We start from the raw sequence: 23092 nt of genomic DNA on the forward strand, positions 1-23092 counted from the left end.
CAGCACGTCACGCCCCCCGAGGGCGGCCCGCCGCGGCGCTCCTGCGCGTGTCACGGCGCATCCACCGAAAATCCGGATCATCACCCGAGAAACCTGTACATGACACGTAAGTCGGCGGTAAGAACTAACGGTGATCGATCCGCGTGCGAACTACGGTGTGGACGCCCCCGGCGTGCTGGCCGGACTGATTGTGGGCGGCATCGCCGAGCTGGCACTCGCCGCCGTGCTCTTCGGGATCGGCTGGCCGATCCCGGGCGCCGTGCTCCTCGTGGGCGGGATCATGCTGGTGGTGGGTGGCGCGCTGTTCGCGCACACCACTCTTCGCGGCAAGTTCGCGGTGTGGGACGCCGAGCTCGACCGGCTCGGGCTGAAGGGGGACGAGCAGGTCCTCGACCTGGGCTGCGGGCGCGGCCTGGTGCTGCTCAAGGCCGCGGCGCGGCTGTCGTCCGGCAGGGCCACCGGCATCGATCTGTGGTCGACCAGGGACCAGTCGGGCAACAGCCAGGACGCCACCTGGGCCAACGCGCGCGCGGAGGGGGTCGCCGGCCGGGTCGACCTGGTCACCGGGGACATGCGCGACCTCCCGTTCGACGACGCCGCGTTCGACCTCGTCGTCTCCAGCCTCGCGATCCACAACATCCCCCAGGAGGAGGGCCGCGCGGAGGCGGTGCGCGAGGCCTTCCGCGTGCTCAGGCGGGGCGGCCTGCTGCGGATCGCCGACTTCCGCAACCCCCGGCGATACGCCGAGGTGCTCACGGAGTGCGGCGCCGCCGACGTCGAGGTCTACGACCTCGGCTGGCGGTTCTGGTACGGCGGGCCGCACGCCCGTACGTCGATGGTCGCCTGCAGGCGTCCCTGAGATCAGGGGCCGGCCGGGGACGGCCCGTCGAGCCGGCCGCGTTCGGCGGCGAAGACGTCCTCAGCGCTGCGCTCTGATCGCGCACCGTCCCGATTGGTGCGCGCTCCGCAGGTGTGGCGGCGTGCCTCGCCGTCGCCGGACGGCACGGGGTGCACCCGCATGTTCACCGACTATTGAGGAGATCCTTGGAAAAGGCGACGGAAAAGCTGGATTCGCGGGTGACTACTCACGGGTAGATTTACTCGGACCAGGCGAAAGCGGTACAGAAGGAGCCATATGACGGCGAGGATGGGGACGGCGAGGCTCGGTCCGGCAGAGCGTACCGCCGCCCTGGCACGGATGGAGGCGCAGGAACTCGACGTGGTCGTGATCGGCGGTGGCGTGGTCGGCGCCGGCGTCGCGCTCGACGCCGCGACCCGCGGGCTCTCGGTGGGCCTGGTCGAGGCGCGCGACTTCGCCTCCGGCACGTCCTCCCGGTCGTCCAAGCTGATCCACGGCGGGCTGCGCTATCTGGAGCAGCTCAACTTCGACCTCGTCAGGGAGGCCCTGCGGGAGCGGTCGCTGCTGCTCAAGCGGATCGCGCCGCACCTGGTCAGGCCGGTGCCGTTCCTCTATCCGCTCACGCACGCGGGCTGGGAGCGGCCGTACATCGGGGCGGGCCTCGCGCTCTACGACACGCTCGGGCTGTCCTTCGGCCTCACCCGGGGCGTGCCGGGGCACCGCCACCTGACCCGCCGCCAGGCGCTGCGGGTCGTCCCCTCGCTGCGCAGGTCGGCCTTCACCGGCGCCGTGCAGTACTGGGACGCCCAGGTCGACGACGCCCGCTTCGTGATGACCACGCTGCGCACCGCCGCCACGTACGGCGCGCACGTCGCCTCCCGGGTGCAGGCGGTCGGCTTCCTGCGCGAGGGGGAGCGGGTCACCGGGGTGCGGGTGTGCGACCTGGAGACCGGCGCCGAGCTGGACGTGCGGGCCCGCCAGGTCGTGAACGCGACCGGCGTGTGGACCGACGACATCCAGCAGCTCGTCGGCGGCCGGGGGCAGATCCACGTGCGGGCGTCCAAGGGCATCCACCTCGTGGTGCCGCGCGACCGCATCCACTCGCTCAGCGGGCTCATCATGCGCACCGAGAAGTCGGTGCTGTTCGTCATCCCCTGGGGCCGGCACTGGATCATCGGGACCACCGACACCCGCTGGAACCTCGACAAGGCCCACCCCGCCGCCTCGCGGGCGGACATCGACTATCTGCTCGACCGGGTCAACTCGGTGCTCTCGGTGCCTCTGACCAGGGACGACGTCGAAGGCGTGTACGCCGGGCTGCGGCCGCTGCTGGCCGGGGAGTCCGAGGAGACCTCCAAGCTCTCGCGTGAGCACGTCGTCACGCATCCCGTGCCCGGGCTGGTCATGGTGGCCGGCGGGAAGTTCACGACGTATCGGGTCATGGCGGCCGACGCCGTCGACGCGGTCGCGCACGGCCTCGACCAGCGTGTGCCGCCGTCCTGCACCGACCAGGTGCCGCTCGCGGGCGCGGAGGGCTACCAGGCCCTGTGGAACTCCCGCCACCGCATGGCGCGCGCCTCCGGGCTGCACGTGGCCAGGATCGAGCACCTGCTGGAGAGGTACGGCTCGCTGATCGACGAGGTGCTGGCGATCGTCGAGCGCGACCCCTCGCTCGGGCGCCCTCTCGACGGCGCGGACGACTACCTGCGCGCCGAGATCGTGTACGCGGCGACGCACGAGGGAGCCCGGCACCTCAACGACGCGCTGACGCGGCGCACCCGCATCTCGATCGAGACCTTCCACCGGGGGACCGCGGTCGCCCAGGAGGCCGCCGAGCTCATGGCCGGCCCGCTCGGCTGGGACGCCGACCAGGTCAAGCGCGAGGTCGAGTACTACACCAAGCGGGTCGAGGCGGAGCGGGCCTCCCAGGAGCAGGACACCGACCAGGAGGCCGACGCGATCCGCCTCGGCGCACCGGAGATCGTCCCCGTCGCGCCCCCGCGTGATCTCGCCACGACCGGCGGGGACGCGGGCTGACCGTCAGGCGAAGGGGACCCACGCCCGGTCGGCCAGCGTGGCGGCGTCGCTGACCTTGAGGCCGGCGCCGGACACGGTCCACAGCTCGCCGCCGATGACCAGGGAACGGCGGATGCCCTGGTCGGCGGGGGCGAAGCCACCCGTGGCCGCGGGCCGCGGGTGGGTCACGACGCCGAGCTTGGTGATCTCCCGATCGCCGACGCGCAGCACGAGCGCCGCGCTGCCCCCGATTCCGCCGCCGGTCCAGGTCTGGAGCGGGAGCACGGCCAGCCCGGTGGCGGGCCAGTAGAGGAAGGCGTGCGGGTCCCACTCGGCCTCCGAGCCGGACTCCTTCTGGTGGAACCGCGACAGCACCGCGGGCGCGGCCGGGTCGGAGACGTCGAACAGTGAGATCTGCGTGCCGAGCGCGCGGCCCGCCTCGCTCGCCTCCTGGCCGACGCCGACGAGCCGCCCCTCACCCGCCGGGTGGAGGTACGCGGAGAAGCCGGTGATCTTCAGTTCGCCGGTGACCTTGGGCGCGGCCGGGTCCCGCAGGTCCAGCGTGTAGAGGGGATCGGTCTGGCGGAACGTCACGACGTAGCCGAGGGCGTCCATGAACCGCACCGAGTAGATCCGCTCGCCCTTGCCGAGTCCCGTGACCGATCCGGCCGGGGCGAGCGTGCCGGCGTCGAGCACGTACACGCCGCTCTCGCTCGTGCCCGGGCTCGCGCCGGGCACCTCGGCGCCGCTGGTCGTCGCGACCCGCAGGTGCCCGTCGTACTCCGACAGGGAGTACTGGTTGAGCAGCCGTCCCGGCACAGAGCCCGACGCGACGTAGCGGGGGACGCCGGGGGCCGAGACGTCGAAGCGGTGCACCTCCGTGCGCTCGGGCGGCGTCTTCGGGGCAGGCGCGGCGGCCGACGGATCGGGCAGCGGCACCACGTCGATCGGGCGCGCCTCCCACCAGCGGGGATTGCTGGTGACGTAGAGGCTGCCCGCCGTGCCGTACACGGTGTCGCCGTCGGCCGCGACCGCGATCGGCGTGAGCGAGCCGAACGGCGTGGCGGCGGCCAGGTCGATCGTGTGGATGGTCAGCATCGAGGTGCCGGTGAACTGGTCGGGGTGGCTGACCCGGTCGCAGCCGACCCGCTCCGTGCGGCTCGCGCCGCCCGACTCGACGTCGTACGACGGCAGCCACGCGTCGCCGGGGGCGGACAGCACGGCCCTGCGGTTGCCTTCGAGGAGTTCCTTCTCCGATTCGTCCTGCTTCGGGGTGGGGAAGGCGATCTCCGGCTGGGACCGGACGACGAGCCGCACGGTGGAGCCGGTCTGCCGGGCGTCGACGTGCTGCCCGTGCACGGTCATCGCGCCGAGGACGCGCGGTTCGCCGGACAGGTCGACGAGCACGTACCTCGGGCCGCCGGGACCGGCCTGGGCCCTGGCCGTCGCCCCGAACGGGATGATCCCGCCGCCCTGGAACAGCACGAGCGCGCGGTCGCCGTGGACCAGCAGGTCGGCCTGGGCCCACGCCTGATCCTCGGAGACCAGCCGCAGCGTCCCGGTGACCTCGCGGGTCTTGACGTCCACGACGCGCAGCACGCCCCGGGCGACCGTGATCACCCGGTCGCCGTCGGTCTTGACCAGGTCGGGCTCGTCCACGCCCGCCTCGTGCGTGTTCGTGGTCGAGTGCGACTGCTGGTCGGGCACCGCCCGCTTGGCGGTGGCGACGTCGGAGCGGGCCGCGAAGAGCATGGCGTCCCCGAAGCCCCAGGGGGTCACGTTCCGCGCGGCCGCCTGCCGCAGCCCCTCCGTCATCTCGTCGCAGTCGGCGTACGCGACGAGCCGGACCTTGTCGGTCAGGTCCGCCGGAGCGGACGGGAAGTCCTGGGTCGTACGGCCCCCCGCGCAGCCCGTGGCTGCCGTGGCCAGCAGCGCGGCGAGAACGCCCGCCGTACGGATCGATGTCCTCATGCCCCCACGACGGTTCACGCCCCGCCCCGGTTCGACGCCCGCGGCCGATTGGGGCTCCGGCATTACTTACCGGTAGCCACGAGCGGGGCACCGGAATATTCTTCCGGCATGGGTGCCATGAATCGGACGCTCGACGCGGCCATGGTCGACCGGATCGTCACGTACGTCTCCTCCGAGGGCAAGACGCGGGAGATCGTCGCGCCGTTCACCGGCGAGGTCCTGGCCGAGGTCCCGATCTCCACCCCCGAGGACGTCCGCGCGGCGTACGCCAGGGCGAGGGCGGCGCAGGAGGCCTGGGCGGCGCTGCCGGTCCGGGAGAGGATCGCGCCCTTCCTGCGGCTCCACGACGCGATGCTCGACCGCCGCCAGGAGTTGCTCGACATCGTGCAGTGGGAGACCGGGAAGGCGCGGCGCCACGCGTACGAGGAAGTGGTGGACGTAGCCGGCTGCACGCTCTTCTACGCGCGGCGGGCGCCCGGCCTGCTTGAGCCGCAGCGCAGGCAGGGCATCTTCCCGGTCGCGACCCGCACCGCCGAGCTGCGTCACCCCAAGGGCGTCGTCGCGGTGATCAGCCCGTGGAACTACCCGCTGGCCCTCGGCGTCACCGACGTGGTCCCCGCCCTGATCGCGGGCAACGCGGTCGTGCACAAGCCCGACACCCAGACCCCGCTGTCCACACTGTGGACGATCGACCTGCTGGCCGAGCTGGGCATGCCGCGCGACATCTGGCAGGTCGTGCTCGGCGATCCCGAGGACGTCGGCGACCCGCTGATCGACGGCGCCGACTACGTCGCGTTCACCGGCTCGACGCGCGGCGGGCGCAGGATCGCCGAGGAGGCGGCCAAGCGGCTCATCGGCTGCTCGCTGGAGCTCGGCGGCAAGAACCCGATGATCGTGCTCGACGACGCCGACCTCGACGTGGCCGCCCAGGGCGCGATCCGGGCCTGCTTCACCAACGCGGGCCAGCTCTGCATCTCGATCGAGCGCCTCTACGTGCACGAGGCGGTCGCCGACGCCTTCCGCGACAAGTTCGTCCGGGCGGTGGAGAACATGAGGATCGGCCCCGGTCTCGACTGGGACCCGCAGATGGGCTCGCTCACCTCGCAGCGGCAGCTCGACGGGGTGACGGCGCACGTCGAGGACGCCGTCGCCAAGGGCGCCACGGTGCTGACCGGCGGCAGGCCGCGCCCCGACCTCGGCCCGTTCTTCTACGAGCCGACCGTCCTCGACGGCGTGGGCGAGGACATGGCCGTCTGCAGGGACGAGACGTTCGGGCCGGTCGTGTCGCTCTACCGCTTCAGGGACGAGGACGAGGCGGTCCACGCGGCCAACGACACCGCGTACGGGCTGAACGCCTCGATCTGGACCAGGGACGTCGCGCGGGGCCGCCGCCTCGCCGCCCGGATCAAGGCCGGCACCGTCAACATCAACGAGGGGTACGGCTCGGCGTACGCCTCCTACGACGCGCCGATGGGCGGGATGAAGTCGTCCGGCCTCGGCCGCCGGCACGGGACCGAGGGCCTGCTGAAGTACACGGAGGTCCAGACGGTGGCCAGCCAGGCCACGTGGCTGGGCTTCGAGCCGATCCTCGGCATGACCTACGACAAGTACGCCGACACACTCGCGGGGCTGCTCAAGACGATGAAGCGCCTGCACCTCAAGTGAGAAGGAAGGCGGGGCGTTGGACTACGACGTCGCGGTGATCGGGTCGGGGTTCGGCGGGAGCGTGACCGCGCTGCGGCTCACCGAGAAGGGCTATTCGGTCGCCGTCCTGGAGGCCGGCCGGCGGTTCGACGAGACGACCCTGCCGAAGACCTCCTGGCGGGCCAGGGACTTCGTGTTCGCGCCCGCGCTCGGCCTGAAGGGCATCCAGCGCATCCACGTCCTGCGCGGCTCCGACGGCGTGATGGTGCTGGCCGGCGCGGGGGTGGGCGGCGGCTCGCTCGTCTACGCCAACACCCTCTACGAGCCGCTCGACCCGTTCTTCAGCGATCCCCAGTGGGCGCACATCACCGACTGGAAGGCCGAGCTCGCGCCCTACTACGACCAGGCCAGGCGGATGCTGGGCGTGGTGGACAACCCGACGGTGACCGCGGCCGACGAGGTGATGAAGAAGGTCGCCGAGCGGATGGGCGCCGCCCACACCTTCCGTCTCGCCCCCGTCGGGGTGTTCTTCGGCGAGCCGGGTGTGGAGGTCGACGACCCCTACTTCGGCGGCCTGGGGCCGCGCCGCCGCGGCTGCACCGAGTGCGGCGAGTGCATGACGGGCTGCCGCCACGGCGCCAAGAACATGCTGATCAAGAACTACCTCTACCTGGCCGAGAAGGCCGGGGCGAAGGTTCACCCGGAGACCACCGTCACCGGCGTGCGGCCCGTCGAGGGCGGCTACGAGATCACGGTGAAGCGAACGGGGCCGTTCGGCCCCACCCGCACGCTGACCGCAGGGCAGGTGGTCTTCGCCGCGGGGACGTACGGCACGCAGCACCTGCTCCACCGGCTCAGGGCGACCACGCTGCCCGGGATCTCGCCCCGGCTCGGCACGCTGACCAGGACGAACTCCGAGGCCCTGCTCGGCTTCGAGCGCCTCACCGCCAAGGGCGTCAAACTCAACCGCGGCGTGGCGATCACCTCCTCGATCCACCCCGACGCCGAGACGCACATCGAGCCGGTCCGGTACGGCGACGGCTCCAACGCCATGGGACTGCTGCGCACGCTGCTCGTGGACGGGGGCGGACGGGCGCCGCGCTGGCTGAAGTTCATCGGCACGGCCCTGCGGCGGCCCCACCTGCTGCCCCGGCTGTTCAACCACCGCCGCTGGTCGGAGCGCGCGGTCATCGCCCTCGTCATGCAGGCCAAGAACAACTCGATCACGCTCTCGCTGAAGGGCGGGAAACTGCGGGCGGGCCCGGGCCACGGCGAGCCGAACCCCACCTGGATCCCCGCGGGGCACGAGGCCGTCCGCCTGGCGGCCGAGGAGATCGGCGGCCTTCCCGGCGGTTCCTGGCTCGACCTGTTCGACATCCCGGCGACGGCGCACTTCCTCGGCGGCTGCGCGATCGGCGACTCGCCGGAGACCGGCGTGATCGACCCCTACCACCGGGTCTACGGCTACGAGGGCCTGCACATCGTGGACGGCTCGGCCGTGTCGGCCAACCTCGGCGTGAACCCCTCGCTCACGATCACGGCCCAGGCCGAGCGCGCGATGGCGCTGTGGCCCAACAAGGGCGAGCAGGACCCGCGCCCCGCCCTCGGCTCCGCGTACGTGCGGCTCCGGCCGGTCGCGCCCGTGCGGCCGGTCGTCCCCGCGTCGGCGCCGGGCGCGCTGCGCCTGCCCATCGTGGGCGTCACCCACGGCGCCGCCCCCACGCCGGACGCGGAAGGGCACGCCGGTTAGACGGCGTCCCCGGTGAGGGGGGCGGGCAGCGGACGGGAGTGCACCACGTCGAGACGGGACACCGCCCGGGTGAGCGCCACGTAGAGCCGGCCGAGCCCGCGCTCCTCGGCCGCGACGATCTCGGCGGGCTCGGCCAGCACGACGTGGTCGTACTCCAGGCCCTTGCACAGGGTGGCGGGCACCACGGAGATCCGCACGGACGGATCGGGTGTGGGGCCGTCGGCGACGGTCAGGCCGGCGTCGGTGAGCGCGGCGCGCAGGCGGCCGGCCGACGCGTCGGCGGCGATGACGCCGATCGAGCCCTCGTGGCCGAGGGCCTCCAGCACCGCCGTCACGATCGCGGGGTCGTCCCCGCGCAGCACGCGCAGCCGTCCGTCGCGCCGGAAGGAGCGGGAGGGCGGCACGTCGACCGCGAGCTCGGCCAGCAGGCGGTTGGCGAGCTCCACGACGGCGGCGGGCGTGCGGAAGCCGGTGGTGAGCGACATGATGGCGGCGTCCGGCTTGCCCAGGTGCGCCATCTGCTCGTCCCAGCCGCGGGCGGCCCACGGGGTCGTGCCCTGCGCCAGGTCGCCGAGCACGGTGAGCGAGCCGTGCTCGCTGCGCCGGGCGACGGCCCTGCACTGCATCGGCGACAGGTCCTGCGCCTCGTCGACGATCACGTGGCCGTATCCCTGCGGGCGCTCGATCAGCCCGGCGAGCTCGTCGAGGAGGATCAGGTCGGCGGCCGTCCAGGCGGCGCTCCGATAGGTGCGGGGCGGTCTCGCCCAGGTGATCGCCGCCCGCTCGGCCGTCGTGAGCACGCCCTCGGCGGCCTCCGAGCAGTCACCGAGCACTTCGAACAGCACCTCCTCCGGGCGTACGGCCGGCCAGAAGGCGTCCACGGCGGCGGTGACGGCCCGGGCGGTCAGGCGCGTCCACGCCGTGTCGATCGTTCGGCCGCGGGCCTCCGCCCGGGTCCGCACGAGTGACGCCACGCGGGCGATGACGCGCTCGCGGCCCACGCCGTACGGCATCGCCTCGCGCCGGGTCTGCTCGGCCACGCGGCGCAGCTCGTCCTGCGAGACCCGCCACCGGAAGGAGCCGTCGGCCACGGCGAGCGGCTCCGGGGGCTCGCCTATGCGCCGGTGGAGCGCCCTGCGCAGCACCTCGGCCATGCGCGCGTCGTGTTTGACCACGGCGGCGTCCGGGCCGTCGGTCCCCTTGACCGGGACCCGGGCGAGGAGCGCGTCCAGCGTGGTCTGTTCGACGTCGACCTCGCCCAGGGCCGGCAGCACCGCGGAGATGTAGCCGAGGAAGGCCCGGTTGGGGCCGAGCACGAGCACACCGCCGCGCGACAGCCGCTTGCGGTGGGCGTAGAGCAGGTAGGCGGCGCGGTGCAGGCCGACGGCGGTCTTGCCGGTGCCCGGCCCGCCCTGGACGCACAGGGACTCCTCCAGGCCGGCGCGGACCAGGTCGTCCTGGTCCGGCTGGATGGTGGCGACGATGTCGCGCATCGGCCCGACCCGGGGGCGTTCGATCTCGGCCGTCAGGATGCGGCCCGCGCCGCCGGAGCCGATCTCGCCGACCGGCCCGCGATCGAGGTGTTCGTCCTCGAATCCGGTCAGCTCGCCGCCGGCCCAGCCGAAGCGCCGCCGTACGGTCACGCCCCGCGGATCCCGGGCCGACGCCTGGTAGAACGTCCGCGAGACCGGCGCCCTCCAGTCGATCACCAGAGGACGGCCTCCGCTGTCGGCGGAGACGTGGCGTCGGCCGATGTGGTAGCGCTGCCCGGCGTGCTCGCGCACGTCCGGGCCGAAGTCGAGCCGCCCGAAGAACGGGGGCCCTCCGTCATCCTCGCCGAGCTCCTTCGCCAGGCTCTTCAGATGGCGGCCCAGCCGCTCGGCGCTGTAGCGGTCGCCCGCCACGGTCTCCCCGATGATCACGTTGTGCCGGGCGCCGTCCAGCATCCGGCGCAGGCCTTCCCTGCAGCGTTCGACGTACGCCTGCTCCTCCTCCAGCGGGGTCATCCGCCGTCTCCTTCCCCCGGTCGCCGTACGGGCATGGAACAGCAACTCGGTTAAAAATGCAACCGGGTTAACTTTTCTCGGCAGGGCTGCTAGCCTGTGCGCATGGTCGAGGGGCTGCGGACGCGGAAGAAGGAACGGACCCGCCGGGCCATCTCCGAGGTCGCGATCGCGATGTTCCTGGAACACGGCTTCGACCAGGTGGGCGTGGCCGAGATCGCGGCCGCGGCGGAGGTCTCCAAGCCCACGCTGTTCCGGTATTTCCCCTCGAAAGAGGATCTGGTCCTGGATCGGATCTCCGACCACAGGGGGGAGGCGGCGGCCGTGGTGCGCGCCCGCCCGGCCGGGCGGACCCCGCTGGACGCGCTGCACGACGCCTTCATGGCCGGGCTGGACGCCCGCGAGCCGACCACCGGCCTGTGCGACCACCCTGCGGTGATGGCCTACCACCGCCTCGTCTTCGACACCCCCAGCCTGGCGTCCCGCGTGGCCGAGTACGCCGCGGCGGACACCGAGGCGCTGGCGGAGGCGATGAGCGAGCCCATGAGCGAGCCGGTGAGCGAGACGGGCGGGATGGGCGGGGCCGCGGGCCCCGCGCCCGGCGCTCCCGCGAGCACGCCCGGTCCCGTGCCGCGCCTGACGTCGCGCCTGGTGGCCGCGCAGTACGTCGCCGTCCGGCAGATCCTGGCCAGGGACAACTACGCGGCGCTGGCGTCCGGCCGGACGGCCGGCGAGGTGCACGGCGAGGCCGTCGCCGCCGCCGGCACCGCCTTCGAGCTGCTGCGGCACGGCGCGCGGGCGCACGGTCTGTGACCCATCGCCAAGATCGCTGAGGCGGTCTACGCTCGACGGGTGCAGACCGAGGGGCCCAGCAGGACCGCGCTCCACGCGGCGGCGGCACGCGCCGCCCACCTGATCGTCGACGGGGAGCCGGTGGTCTTCCGCGACCCGTTCGCGTACGCCCTGCTGGGGGAGTGCGCCGAGCACTACGTGCGCGCGCACCGCGAGACGGCCGGCCATCCCGTCCTCGCCGGGCTGCGCGCGGCCGTCGTCACGCGAAGCCGCTACACCGAGGACCGCCTGGCCGGCGCCGTACGGCGGGGCGTCCGCCAGTACGTGATCCTCGGCGCGGGGCTGGACACCTACGCCTGCAGGTCGGCCCCGGGTCCCGTGGAGGTCTTCGAGGTGGACCACCCGGGCACCCAGCACTGGAAACGGGAGGCGATCGCGCGCGCGGGCCTTCCGGCGCCGCCCTGCCTCACGTACGTCCCCGCGGACATGGAGGCCGGGGAGTGCCCCGTCGACCGGCTCGTCGCGCACGGGTTCGACCTCGCTCGTCCGGCGTTCGCGAGCTGGCTCGGCGTGACCGTCTATCTCACCCGCGAGGCCGTCGCGCGCACGCTGGCCGGGCTCGGCCGCCTCGCCCCCGGCAGCGAGATCGTCATGGACCACCTGCTGCCCGAGGCCCTGCGCGGCCCGCGTGCCCGGGCGTACGCGGAGACCCTGATGCCGCTGGTGGCCGAGAGCGGTGAGCCCTGGCTGACGTTCCTGAGCCCGCGAGAGGCGGCGGACCTGCTGGAGGAGCACGGCTTCGAGGTGGTCGAGCAGGCGCCGGAGTGCGACGCCGCCGGCGCCGTCCTCCGGGACCGTGCGGACGCCCTGGCCGGCAGCGGGATCTCGGTGATCACCCACGCCCGCCGGAGGGCCTGACGGGATCGGTCCCCCGCGGCGGCACGTCCGGGCGGGCAGCGTCACCGCGCCGATAGACTGGCGTTACCGCCTCGCTGCCTTCATGGGGGTCCTTTCCAGTGTCTGAGTTCGACACGGTTCTCGTCGTGGACTTCGGCGCGCAATACGCGCAGCTGATCGCCCGACGGGTGCGTGAGTGCCACGTCTACTCCGAGATCGTCCCGTCGTCGATGCCGGTGTCGGAGATGCTGGCCAGGAAGCCCAAGGCGATCATCCTGTCCGGCGGCCCTTCGTCGGTGTACGCCGAGGGCGCCCCACCGGTTCCCGACGGCCTGTTCGAGACCGGGGTGCCGACCTTCGGCATCTGCTACGGCTTCCAGGCCATGGCCCGGGCGCTCGGGGGCGAGGTCGCCAGGACCGACTCCGCCGAGTTCGGCGGGACCGCGCTCAAGGTCCTCCAGGAGGGCCTGCTGTTCGCCGGCCTGCCCGCCGCGCAGACCGTCTGGATGTCGCACGGCGACTCCGTGGTCGGCGCCCCCGCCGGGTTCGCCGTCACCGCGGCCACCGCCGCCACCCCGGTTGCCGCGATGGAGGACCCCTCGCGCGGCCTGTACGGCGTGCAGTTCCACCCCGAGGTGCTCCACTCCGAGCACGGGCAGCAGGTGCTCAAGCACTTCCTGGAGGCGGCCGGCTGCCGTCCCTCGTGGACCATGCTCAACATCGTCGAGGACGCCGTGGAGGCCGTGCGCGCCCAGGTGGGCGACGGCAGGGCGATCTGCGCGCTGTCGGGCGGCGTCGACTCCGCGGTGGCCGCCGCGATCGTGCAGCGGGCCATCGGCGACCGGCTGACCTGCGTCTTCGTCGACCACGGGCTGCTGCGCAAGGGCGAGGCCGAGCAGGTCGAGCGCGACTTCGTCGAGGTGACCGGCGTCAAGCTGCGCGTCGTGGACGCCTCCGAGCGCTTCCTCAAGGCGCTGTCGGGCGTCACCGACCCGGAGGAGAAGCGGAAGATCATCGGCCGGGAGTTCATCCGCGTCTTCGAGGACGAGCAGCGCGCGATCCTCGCCGACGGGCCGGTGGACTTCCTCGTGCAGGGCACGCTCTACCCGGACGTGGTCGAGTCCGGCGGCGGCACCGGCACCGCGAACATCAAGTCGCACCACAACGTGGGCGGGCTGCCCGAGGACCTCAAGTTCGACCTGGTCGAGCCGCTCCGCACGCTGTTCAAGGACGAGGTGCGGCGGGCCGGCGAGGAGCTGGGCCTGCCCGCGGCGATGGTCTGGCGCCAGCCGTTCCCCGGGCCCGGCCTCGGCATCCGGATCATCGGCGAGGTCACCCGCGAGCGCCTCGACCTGCTGCGCGAGGCCGACGCCATCGCCCGCGAGGAGCTCACCCGCGCCGGTCTCGACCGTGACATCTGGCAGTGCCCGGTCGTGCTGCTCGCCGACGTCCGCTCGGTCGGCGTGCAGGGCGACGGCCGCACCTACGGCCACCCGGTCGTCCTGCGGCCGGTGACCTCCGAGGACGCCATGACCGCCGACTGGGCGCGGGTGCCGTACGACGTGCTGTCGCGCATCTCCACCCGGATCACCAACGAGGTCCGCGAGGTCAACCGGGTGGTCCTCGACGTGACGAGCAAGCCGCCGGGCACCATCGAGTGGGAGTGACCCCGAATCACTGACTCCATACCACCGAGCGGCGATGTGAGCGGGGATCAACCAGATTGATCCCGGCCGTGCTGGATAGGGTAACGCGGTGATTGCCACTCAGCCCGTCACCGCTCGGTCCGGAGCGACGGCCTCCAGGCTCGCCTGGCTCGACGCCCTGCGGGGGATCGGCGCGATGGCGGTGGTCGCCGAGCACGCGCTGCCCTGGCTCATGCCGTCGTTGCGCCCCTACTGGTTCAGCCTCGGCATGTACGGCGTGCTGGTCTTCTTCCTGGTCAGCGGATACATCATCCCCGCGTCCCTGGAGAAGAGGGGCGAGGTCGGGGCGTTCTGGGTCAGCCGGGTGTTCCGGCTGTATCCGCTGTATCTGCTGGTCATCGCCGTGGTGCTCGCGATGGCGTTCTGGGTTCCGGTGCGTCAGGAGGTGCCCCGGCACCCGTCGGCCGTGGCCGCGCACGTGAGCATGCTGCTCGACGTCGTCCACACCGGTGCCCTTGCTGATCCGATGTGGACGCTGTCGTACGAGATGGTGTTCTACCTGCTGGTGACCGCGCTGTTCGTGGGCGGGGTGCACCGGCGCAGCGGGACGCTGGCGATCGCCTTCGGCGTCGTGGCGGTCGCCGCCGGGCTGGTGCTGTCGGCGCCGCTGCTGCCGGGGCCGTGGCCCGCCATCGCCGCCTGCGTGCTGTTCGTGGCGGGGCTGGCCTGCCTGATCACCGGCCGGTTCCGCAGGGTCGCGGCGTACGCGCTGGGCCTGATGGCGCTCGTGCTGCTCATGTTCGGCAGCTTCGTGCCGTGGTTCGGGGCGGCCATCCTCGCGGTGATGTTCACCGGCACGGCCCTGTACCGCTGGGAGCGGGGCACGGGCGGGCTCGGCCCGGTCGTGGCCGCGGCGGCCCTGGTGGCCGCCGCGCCGGTGTGGTCGATCCAGGCGGGCTGGTGGTGGGTGCAGCCCGACGTGTGGATCACCACGATCGTCCTCGCCGGCGGGACGTTCGCGCTCGGCATGGCGCTGCGCGGGCGGCGCGTCCCCGGCGTGCTGACCTGGCTCGGCCTGATCAGCTACTCGGTCTACCTGGTGCACCACCCGCTGCTCAAGTATCTGAACGCGTTCGCGGGCGACCTGCGGTCGCTCACGCCGGTTGGTCAGGCGGCCGCCGCGCTCGGCTATCTCGTCGCGCTGCTCACGCTGAGCTGGCTGACCTATCGCTTCGTGGAGGCGCCGGCCCAGGCGCTGGGCCGCCGGATCAGTGGACGGCTGTCGTCTCCACGCCCGGCTGGTCGGGATATACCTGTCCCGGGGTGAGCTCCTGGCCTTCGAGCAGGGTGGACACCGTGACGAAGCTGTAGCCCTCCGCCGTCAGCATCTGGAGCACCTCGGGCATCGACTCCACGGTCTCCTTGACCGTCTCGTGCATCAGCACGACCTCGCCCTCGCCGGCCACGTCCAGGGCCCGGTTGGTGAGGAAGTCCACATGCCGGTAGTCCTTGATGTAGTCCTTCGTGGCGGTCGTGCCGGGTACCTGGATGAGCCCGAGCTTGGCGGTGATCTCCTCCACGCCGCCGTTGCGCAGCCCGCCGGGCGCCCGGAAGAGCTTCGGCGCCTTGCCCGTCGTCTTCTGGATCAGCCGCTGGGTGTCGCCGATCTTCTTGTTGATATCGGCGTACTTGAGTGAGGTCAGATAGGTGCCGTCCCACGAGTGGTTGCCGATCTCGTGGCCCGACTTGGCGATCAGCTGAGTGAGCTTCGGGTGCTTCTTCACCTCCGAGCCGATGACGAAGAACGTCGCCTTCGCCTTGTATTCGGAGAGGGTCTTCAGCAGCGTCTGCACGTACGGCCCCGGACCGTCGTCGAAGGTCAGGGCGATGCATTTGTGGGTCGCGCAGTACGGCTCATCGGTCCCGCGAGCCTGCGCAGGAGTGGCGGCGGCCGCGGCGAGAACGCACGCGACGGCCAGAGGGATCAGACGACGTACAGCCATGGGGTACTCCTCGGGGGGATCTATAACGCGGCATCGTAACGCGCTTCGGGTTGCTTCCTCCTCTTCAGTCCGGTTTCGTACGGGCCAGAAACCTTTGTCCACCTGGGACGGGAGCGATTAAACCTTCGGCCAAGGAAGGGACTAAGCCTGCCCCCGCACGAGTGGGGTTCGCGATGCTGGGCCGGTCGGAAGAGGAACCGGGCAGCGTGAGGAGGGCGGGTGACGCGAACCGCCACCCGGTCGGCATGGGGGACGTGGATCGGGTTCGAGTCCTGTCCCGCGCTGCTCGGCCGCCTCGTCGAGGGCTTCGCCGGCCCCTGGATCCCGCTGGAGGACGTTCCCGTCCCCGGTATGCCGGTGGTCCCGGCGAACGACACGGACGCGGCACAGGACGCGGCACAGGGCGCGGCACAGGACGCGGCACAGGACGCGGCACAGGGTGCGGCGCCGGACGGAACCGGCGCGATCGGATGCGTCCTGCTCGCCGCGCGCTCCCCGGCCGATCTGCGCAGGGCGGTGCCGCTGCGCGGCCTGCTGCCTGCGGCGACGCGGGTGCGGATCGCCGTCGCCGATGTGCCGTCCTGGGCGGCCCAGCCGCTGCCGGTCGCCGCGCCGGGCGCCTGCTGGCGGCACCTGACGGAGATGCGGGTGGCCCGCCGGGGCCGCGGCTGGCATCTGGACGCCGCCTTCACCGAGCCGGTGCCGGCCGGTGACGTCGTGGCCCACGTCGTGAACGGCCTGTTCGGCGGTTGCGAGGCGGCCACTCCTGTGGCGGGGCTGGAAGGCGGCGCCACGGCCGACTGGCGGCCCGGCGACCCCAACATCACGCTGTCGCCGCCCGGCGGGCCGGTGCCGGACCGTCGCGACGCCCCCGGCTGCGACCTGCCGCTGCGCCGGGCAGAGCCGGACGGCCCTGTCGCCGGCTCTGTGGGTGCGGGCGCTGTGGTTACGGGCGCTGTGGTTACGGGTTCTGGCGTCGCCGGTGCGGTGGTCGACGGCCTGCTGCCTCCGCTGGACGAGGCCGTGGTCAACCCCATCGGATTCCGCCGGAATCCCGCGCTGGGGATCGCGGCGCTCGCCGCACACCGCGAGGGGTTCGCCGTCACCCTCGGCGCGGACCGGCTCGTACGGCTCCCGGCCTCCGGGCGGGTCACCGACGTGGACATCGCCCGCCTGCGGGACGTGCGCGGCATCGAGGTGCCCGGCCCGCAGGCAGGTGAGGAAGGGCGGGCGAGTGGGGTCGCCCGCGTCGTGGCCGCCCTCTCGGCCGCCGGGATCCCGGTGCTCGCCGCGCCGGATCCCGCCCGTGACCGGGCGCTGGGCCCCGCCCTCGCCGCCGCGCTCGCTCCCGTGACCGGCGAGGCGCTCGCGTCCGACCTGCGCCGCGAGGAGTTGAGCATCCGGCTGCGCAGGGCCGCGCTGCGCGAGCACGGGGCCGCCGCCCGCTGGCGGCGTCTGGCCCTGAGCGCCGGTCTGCCGGTGCCGCCGGACCCGAGGGTCTCGATCCTGCTGTGCACGCGACGCCCGGAGATGGTGCCGTTCGCGGTCGAGCAGATGGAGCGCCAGCGCGGCGTGAGCGCCGAGCTGATCGTGGGGCTCCACGGCTTCACCGCGCGGGAGGCGGCGATCCCCCGCACGCGGCTGCCGATCACCGTGATCGAGGCCCCCGCCGCGACGCCGTTCGGTGAGGTCCTGAACCGGATGGCGGCCGCCGCCTCCGGGTCGTACCTCGCCAAGGTGGACGACGACGACTGGTACGGGCCGGACCACCTCGCCGACCTCCTGCTCGCCCGGCGCTACAGCGGGGCCGACCTCGTCGGCTCGGCCGCCGAGTTCGTCTATCTGGAGCCGCTCGACGTGACGATCAGGAGGTGCATCGGCACCGAGCGGTTCGTGCCGCTGGTGGCCGGGGGCACGATGCTGGTCACCCGGGCGGCGTTCGAGGCGGCCGGCGGCTTCCGGCCCCTGGCGAGGACGGTGGACGGCCAGCTGCTGCAGGCGGTGGAGGCCGTCGGCGGCCGGATCTACCGCACCCACGGCCTCGGTTACGTGCTGCGCCGCCGCAGCGCGTACGGCCACACCTGGCGCCAGCCCGTGCAGTCGTTCCTCGCGTCCTATCAGGAGCAGTGGCGTGGGCTGGTCTTCAACGAACTGATGGAGGACGGTGCCCGATGGCGCGCGGACGTGAGGACGTGACGGGGGCTGCGCGCATCCCGCTCAACGACTACGGGGTGCTCGGAGAGCCGCCCGCGCCGGGGGAGTGGACCCCGACGCTCACGGTGAGCGTGGTGATCCCCGCGTACCGCGCGGAGCGCACGCTGCCGCTGACGCTGGCCAGCCTGGCCCGGCAGACCTACCCGGCCCACCTCATGGAGGTCGTGGTGGTGGACGACGGCGAGCGGCCCATGGAGCCGCCGGCAGAGTCGTCGGCCGGGCCGCTGCCGGAGCGGCTGCGGGTGGTCCGCCCGCGCGGCGGGGCGTGGGGGAGGGCGAGCGCCTGCGCGGCGGGGGCCGAGGCGGCCGAGGGCGAGGTGATCCTCTACCTGGACGCCGACCTCGTGCTGTTCCCCGAGCACGTGGAGGCCCAGATGCGCTGGCACCACCTGGCCGACTACCTGGTCGTGCTCGGGCACCTGCGGTTCGTGCCCGGCATCGACGAGATCCCGGCGAGCGAGGTGCTCGCTGCCGTCGAGGCGGGTGCGGTGCCCAAGCTCTTCTCGGAGGAGGACGCCACGCCGCAGTGGACCGAGCGGCGCTGGGACCAGACCGACGACCTGCGGACGGCCGGTTTCAGCGCGTTCTCCGTCATGGTGGGGGCCACGGCGTCGCTGCCCGCACGCCTGCTGCGCGCCGCCGGAGGGCTCGACGCCTCGCTCGTCCTCGGCGAGGACACCGAGCTCGGCTACCGGCTGGCCCAGGCGGGGGCCGTGTTCGTGCCCGACCGCCGCAGCCGGTGCTGGCACCTCGGCCGGTCCACGGTCATGCGCCGCGAGCCCGACGTGAAGCGGCACAACTGGCCCCATCTCGCCGAGCGCGTCCCGAGCTTCCGCTGGCTGCGCAGGCACCCCCACCGCACCTACCTCGTGCCGTACGTGGAGGTCGTGGTCGAGGTGGGGGACGCGTCGTTCGAGGAGGTCAGGGCGACCGTCGACGCCGTGCTCGCCGGGCGGCTGCCCGACGTGCGGGTGACGGTCGTCGGGCCGTGGGGACGGCTCGGCGGAGGGCGGCGCGACCCGCTCGGCGACCCCTCGCTCGACCTGCGCCTGGTGCTCGCCTGCTATCAGGGCGAGCCGCGCGTGCGGTTCCGCGAGGCCGTGCCGGACGACTGCTTCCCCATGCCGTTCCGCTTCCACTGCCCGCCCGGCTGGGTGCCGTCGCGGGGCACCATCGGTGCGGTGGTCAAGCACGCCGACCGGCAGCGGCTCGGGATCGTCTCGCTCGCGCTGGACGAGCGCGAGGACGGCCGCGTCGTGCACGCCCGGCTGGAGCGCACCGCCGCGATGAGCCGGGCCCGCCACTGCGCCGGGCCGGGGGACGACCTCGGCGACCTCGTCCACGAGATGTACGGCACGGTGTGGGACGCCGGCGACAAATGGGGGTTCCTGCCCGCCACGCTCGCCGCGACCACCGCGCCGCCTGTGCCCGGCCGCGCAGTGACGGACGCCACCGGCGAAGCCGGAGGCGTGAGGGCGGGGCGCCGCTCCCGCCGCCAGGGCCGGTCCGGCGCCCGGCCACTGCGCCGCACCGCCCGGCTGCTCCGCAGGCGCCTGCGCGTGCTCGTGCGCCCGGCCTGAGCCGCTGTGTTTCCCGCTCACCATCGGGGCGCTTACACCCGCCGGTCGTGCCGCAGGCGCGCGGGGACACAGCGCTCGTCGCTCGGAGTCGCTCGTTCCTCGCTCCCCGCGCGCTCCTCACTCCAGACCGGCGGCGCGCCCCTCCGGATCGCTCGTGTCTCCGTCCGCCGTTTCGCCGACCCTAAGGAGCGCCCGTGCCCCGCCTCAGCGTGATCATCCCGATCTACGACGTGGAACCGTACCTCGCCGGTTGCCTGGCCTCGGTCGCGGCGCAGACCTGGCAGGACATCGAGGTCGTCATGGTCGACGACGGCTCGCCCGACGGCAGCGCCGAGATCGCCGCCGCCTTCGCGGCGCGTGACGGCAGGTTCCGGCTGGTCCGCCAGGCCAACGCGGGGCTCGGGGCGGCGCGCAACACGGGCGTGCGGCACGCGACCGGGGAGCACCTGATGTTCCTCGACAGCGACGACCTGCTGCCGGCGCACGCCCTCGAATGCCTCCTGGCGTCTCTGGAGCGGACAGGGTCGGACCTCGCCACGGGCAACGTGCTCCGCCTCGACGGGCGCGGCGCCCGCCAGTCGGCCCTGCACCGGGCCGTCTTCACCGACGCCGCGTCGGCCACCCACATCACCCGGACGCACGCGCTCCTGCGCGACCGCCTGGTCACCAACAAGCTGTGGCGCCGCTCGTTCTGGGACGCCCACGGGTTCGCCTTCCCCGAAGGCGTGCTGTACGAGGACATCGCGGTGGCCCTGCGCGCCCACTTCCTGGCGCGGGCCGTGGACGTGCTGCCCACGCCGGTCTACCTGTGGCGGCGGCGTGAGGACGGCGGCCGCTCCATCACCCAGGACAAGACGCGGGCCGCGCACCTGGAGGACCGGTTCGCCGCCGTCACCGAGGTCCGCCGCTTCCTCAGCGAGCACAACTTCACCGCGCACATCCACGCCTGGGACCACGCCGTGCTCGACGGCGACCTCACGAACTTCCTCGACGTGCTCGACCAGGCCTCCCCGGCGTTCCGGGAGCGCTTCCTCGACCTCGCCGGCCTCTACCTGGAGGACGTGGCGTCCCCCGTGCTCGACGGGCTGCCCGCGCTGCGGCGCGTGCAGTGGCATCTGGTGCGCCTGCGCCGCATGGCCGATCTGCTGGAGGTCCTGGCCTGGGACCGGGAGGTGACGCCCGACCGGCGGCTCGTCCGCAGGATGGGCGGCCACCACCTGAACGTGCCCCTCGCCCGCTCCGCCGACCGGGAGTTCCCCGCCGCCGTGACCAGGGCCAGGGACGAACTCGTCCCGCGCCACCGCATCGACGCGGTCTGCTGGGAGGACGGCGTGCTCGTCGTGGAGGGACGCGCGGCCCCGCCGTTCCTGCGCCCCACTCGCCGGGTCCATCAGCAGGTCTTCGCCACCCTCGTCCACGAGCGGACCGGACGGCGCGTCCGGGTGCCGGCCTCGGTCACCAGGTCCCGGGTGTCCACGAAGTCGAAGGAGCGCGACTGGGGCGGTTTCCGGATCGCCGTCGACCCCGCGGCGCTGGCCAGGCCGGGCCGGCTCGGACGGTGGCACGTCGAGCTGCGCGTGCTCCACCGGGGCGTCCTGCGGCGCGGGCGACTGACCGACCCGCGCGCCGCCGCCTCGACCGTCGAGCAGGCGGGGTATCGCGCCGTGGGGTCCGACCACTACGTCGCCCCGCTGCTCGGGGAGACCGGCGTCCTCGTGCTGAGGGCCGAGCGGGAGACCGCCCGGGTCGTCACCGGGGAGGTGCGGGACGGCCGCCTGCGCCTGGTGGGCCACGTCGTCAACGACCTCGGCCCGAGCCCGGTGCTCCAGGTCACCCGGCGTCCGGGAGGCGTCCCCCGCACCTATCCCGTGCACGTCGACCGGCGTACGTTCGAGGCCGCCGTCGACCTGCGCGACCTGCTGCCGGCGTCCCGGGCCCCGCAGGTCGCCGTGCCGGACGAGGTCGCCGCGCCCGAGACGTGGTGGGAGGTCGAGGTGCGGGCCGCCGACGGCGCCGTGACGCCCGTGACCGTCGCCGAGGACGTGCCCACCGGCCGGTACGGCCTGGCCGGCCGGGAGATCGTCGTGACCCGCGACCGCACCGGCGGTCTGGTGCTGCGGGACCAGCCCGTCGCGGCCTACGCCGACCTCGCCGAATGGCTGCCCGCACGCCGGGGGGGAGGCGGCGAGCTGCTCATCGAGGGCGGCATCGCGGCGCCCCACGAGTTGTCGGCGCTGGTCGTGGCCGCCCTCGACCCCGCCACCCGCGCCCCCTCCCGGCGCGAGGAGTGGCTGCTGCCGATCGAGGGAGCGGGAACCCGCTTCCGGACGAGGCTGACACCCGAGCAGGTCGCCTCGCCCTCAGGGCGGCTGCCGCTGCCGCGCGGCCGGTACGCCCTGGCGATCCGGGCGCGCGCTGCTGGGGGAGAGTGGACGGACCTGCCGCTGGAGTTCGACACGGACCTGCCGGCGGCGCATCAGACGGCCCGCCGCACGTTCGGGGTCGTCACGTCGGGTCCGGGCCGGGCCGTGCTGACCGTGAGCGGCGACCTGACCGCCGACGAGCGCGGCAGGAAGGCCCAGCGGGCGCTGCGTACGAGGACCTACCCCCAGATGAGGGACAGGCCGCTGCGGGACGCCGTCCTGTTCGACGGCGGCGCGGGCATCCGCTTCGGCGGCAGCCCGAGGGCGGTCTGCGAGGAACTGCGCCGCCGGGGGACCGACCTGTCGCTGCTGTGGAACGTGCGGGACGGCCAGGTCGCCCTGCCCGGCGACGTCGAATCGGTGCGCATGCTGGGACGCGAGCACTACGAGGCCCTCGCCCGGTGCCGCTACGTCGTCACCGACGCGCCGCTGCCGCCGTGGTTCGAGCGCAGGCCCGGCCAGGTGGTCGTGCAGACCTGGCAGCAGCCTGTATACGCGGCCGGCATCTCGGCGCGCGGTTCCTGCGAGCGCCCTGCCGCCGGTTCTGCCGGCGGTTCCGCGACCGGTGCGGCGGGCGGCTTCCGCGCGAGTCAGTGGACCCACCTCGTCTCCGCGGGGCCGTGGTGGACGCCGCTGCTGCGGCGGACGTTCGGCTTCGAGGGAGAGGAGCTGGAGACCGGCCTGCCCTGCGACGACCTGCTGACCGGGCCCGGCGCCAGGGAGCGCGCCGCCGTGGTGCGGCGCCGCCTCGGCCTGCCTGAGCGCGCCCGCGTCCTGCTGTACGTCGCGGGGGAGCACGACACGCTCGACGCCGGACGCCTGGCGGCCGGGCTTCCGGAGGACCACGTCCTGCTGGTCCGCCGTCACACGGACGCCGGGCCGGACGACGATCGGCTCCGCGACCTCACCGGCTATCCGGACCCGCACGAGCTGTACCTCGCCGCCGACGTCCTGATCGCCGGGGACGTGGCGGCGGTGTTCGACTTCGCCGTGACGGGACGCCCGGTGCTCCTGCACGCCGGCCGGCCGCGGGACCTGTGGTTCCTGCCCGAGGCGCCGGGGCCGGTGCTGCCGCGCGAGGGGGAGGTGCTCGACGCGCTCGCGCACCTCGACGAGCTCGTGGACAAGCACCGGGACGCGTACGCCGCGTTCCTGGCGCGGTATCGCCCGATGGCCGACGGGCAGGCCGCCCGCCGGGTGGTGGACGCCCTGTTCGGCTGACCGCCGCGCGCGTGCCGCCCTGGTAGGTCAAGAGCTGCCCAAGCGACGGTAAGGCCATGGGGATGGACCGGTG

At 73.5% G+C, this 23092-nt stretch carries 15 protein-coding genes; 11 read left to right on the forward strand and 4 right to left on the reverse strand.

Annotation, left to right across the window (positions count from 1 at the left end; genetic code table 11):
* Window positions 1–130 precede the first annotated feature (130 nt).
* Window positions 131–859, forward strand: coding sequence for a class I SAM-dependent methyltransferase (locus BXA11_RS03095; protein ID WP_076432562.1), 729 nt, complete (start codon window positions 131–133; stop codon window positions 857–859).
* Window positions 860–861: 2 nt separating this feature from the next.
* Here BXA11_RS03095 and BXA11_RS42990 read toward each other — a convergent pair whose 3' ends face one another.
* A complete protein-coding gene (locus BXA11_RS42990) occupies window positions 862–1026 on the reverse strand; it encodes a hypothetical protein (protein ID WP_159454725.1) in 165 nt (54 codons plus the stop codon).
* A 109-nt stretch (window positions 1027–1135) separates the two neighbouring features.
* On the opposite strand from BXA11_RS42990, the gene BXA11_RS03100 reads away from it, so the two are divergent.
* Window positions 1136–2896, forward strand: coding sequence for a glycerol-3-phosphate dehydrogenase/oxidase (locus BXA11_RS03100; RefSeq protein ID WP_030508392.1), 1761 nt, complete (start codon window positions 1136–1138; stop codon window positions 2894–2896).
* Window positions 2897–2899: 3 nt separating this feature from the next.
* Here the strand turns inward: BXA11_RS03100 and BXA11_RS03105 are convergent, their stop codons facing one another.
* Window positions 2900–4846, reverse strand: coding sequence for a beta-propeller domain-containing protein (locus tag BXA11_RS03105; protein WP_076432565.1), 1947 nt, complete (start codon window positions 4844–4846; stop codon window positions 2900–2902).
* A 108-nt stretch (window positions 4847–4954) separates the two neighbouring features.
* On the opposite strand from BXA11_RS03105, the gene BXA11_RS03110 reads away from it, so the two are divergent.
* Both BXA11_RS03110 and BXA11_RS03115 read left to right on the forward strand, forming a co-directional pair.
* Entirely contained in the window at window positions 4955–6511 is a 1557-nt protein-coding gene (locus BXA11_RS03110; protein WP_076432567.1) for a succinic semialdehyde dehydrogenase, read from the forward strand.
* A 16-nt stretch (window positions 6512–6527) separates the two neighbouring features.
* Window positions 6528–8240: an FAD-dependent oxidoreductase gene (locus tag BXA11_RS03115; protein WP_076432569.1), complete on the forward strand. Its 1713-nt coding sequence runs from the start codon at window positions 6528–6530 to the stop codon at window positions 8238–8240.
* On the opposite strand, the gene BXA11_RS03120 is transcribed toward BXA11_RS03115, so the two are convergent.
* Window positions 8237–10246 carry a HelD family protein gene (locus BXA11_RS03120; RefSeq protein WP_076432571.1) on the reverse strand — a complete coding sequence of 670 codons (2010 nt, stop codon included), beginning with the start codon at window positions 10244–10246 and terminating at the stop codon, window positions 8237–8239. The two genes, BXA11_RS03115 and BXA11_RS03120, sit on opposite strands and share 4 nt — an antisense overlap.
* A gap of 102 nt (window positions 10247–10348) precedes the next feature.
* On the opposite strand from BXA11_RS03120, the gene BXA11_RS03125 reads away from it, so the two are divergent.
* From BXA11_RS03125 to BXA11_RS03140, 4 genes are all read left to right on the forward strand, one after another.
* Entirely contained in the window at window positions 10349–11056 is a 708-nt protein-coding gene (locus tag BXA11_RS03125) for a TetR/AcrR family transcriptional regulator (protein WP_076432573.1), read from the forward strand.
* A 39-nt stretch (window positions 11057–11095) separates the two neighbouring features.
* Entirely contained in the window at window positions 11096–11953 is an 858-nt protein-coding gene (locus tag BXA11_RS03130) for a class I SAM-dependent methyltransferase (RefSeq protein WP_076432575.1), read from the forward strand.
* 98 nt (window positions 11954–12051) lie between these two features.
* Window positions 12052–13599 (forward strand): glutamine-hydrolyzing GMP synthase, encoded by a 1548-nt coding sequence (gene guaA / locus BXA11_RS03135; protein ID WP_143734055.1) that lies wholly within the window; start codon window positions 12052–12054, stop codon window positions 13597–13599.
* A gap of 88 nt (window positions 13600–13687) precedes the next feature.
* A complete protein-coding gene (locus BXA11_RS03140) occupies window positions 13688–14905 on the forward strand; it encodes an acyltransferase family protein (RefSeq protein ID WP_239104752.1) in 1218 nt (405 codons plus the stop codon).
* Here BXA11_RS03140 and BXA11_RS03145 read toward each other — a convergent pair.
* The gene (locus BXA11_RS03145) at window positions 14847–15581 is read right to left on the reverse strand and encodes a polysaccharide deacetylase family protein (protein WP_051761786.1); all 735 of its coding nucleotides are present in this window, start codon (window positions 15579–15581) and stop codon (window positions 14847–14849) included. The genes BXA11_RS03140 and BXA11_RS03145 overlap by 59 nt on opposite strands.
* Before the next feature lie 219 nt (window positions 15582–15800).
* On the opposite strand from BXA11_RS03145, the gene BXA11_RS03150 reads away from it, so the two are divergent.
* From BXA11_RS03150 to BXA11_RS03160, 3 genes are all read left to right on the forward strand, one after another.
* A complete protein-coding gene (locus tag BXA11_RS03150; RefSeq protein WP_076432577.1) occupies window positions 15801–17777 on the forward strand; it encodes a glycosyltransferase family 2 protein in 1977 nt (658 codons plus the stop codon).
* The gene (locus BXA11_RS03155; RefSeq protein ID WP_083743917.1) at window positions 17753–19375 is read left to right on the forward strand and encodes a glycosyltransferase family 2 protein; all 1623 of its coding nucleotides are present in this window, start codon (window positions 17753–17755) and stop codon (window positions 19373–19375) included. The genes BXA11_RS03150 and BXA11_RS03155 overlap by 25 nt, the downstream gene beginning before the upstream one ends.
* Window positions 19376–19569: 194 nt before the next feature.
* Complete coding sequence (locus tag BXA11_RS03160; RefSeq protein WP_076432581.1) at window positions 19570–23019, forward strand: bifunctional glycosyltransferase/CDP-glycerol:glycerophosphate glycerophosphotransferase; 3450 nt, start codon at window positions 19570–19572, stop codon at window positions 23017–23019.
* Window positions 23020–23092: the final 73 nt, after the last annotated feature.

This window comes from Microbispora rosea (genome assembly GCF_900156315.1).
Lineage (GTDB): Bacteria > Actinomycetota > Actinomycetes > Streptosporangiales > Streptosporangiaceae > Microbispora > Microbispora rosea.

What these genes read in the sequence shown, in the direction of transcription:
- BXA11_RS03155 (WP_083743917.1), top strand. Translation starts at nt 17,753, where the DNA reads ATGGCGCGCGGACGTGAGGACGTGACGGGGGCTGCGCGCATCCCGCTC.
- BXA11_RS03145 (WP_051761786.1), bottom strand. Translation starts at nt 15,581, where the DNA reads ATGGCTGTACGTCGTCTGATCCCTCTGGCCGTCGCGTGCGTTCTCGCC.
- BXA11_RS03105 (WP_076432565.1), bottom strand. Translation starts at nt 4,846, where the DNA reads ATGAGGACATCGATCCGTACGGCGGGCGTTCTCGCCGCGCTGCTGGCC.
- BXA11_RS03125 (WP_076432573.1), top strand. Translation starts at nt 10,349, where the DNA reads ATGGTCGAGGGGCTGCGGACGCGGAAGAAGGAACGGACCCGCCGGGCC.
- BXA11_RS03120 (WP_076432571.1), bottom strand. Translation starts at nt 10,246, where the DNA reads ATGACCCCGCTGGAGGAGGAGCAGGCGTACGTCGAACGCTGCAGGGAA.
- BXA11_RS03110 (WP_076432567.1), top strand. Translation starts at nt 4,955, where the DNA reads ATGGGTGCCATGAATCGGACGCTCGACGCGGCCATGGTCGACCGGATC.
- BXA11_RS03100 (WP_030508392.1), top strand. Translation starts at nt 1,136, where the DNA reads ATGACGGCGAGGATGGGGACGGCGAGGCTCGGTCCGGCAGAGCGTACC.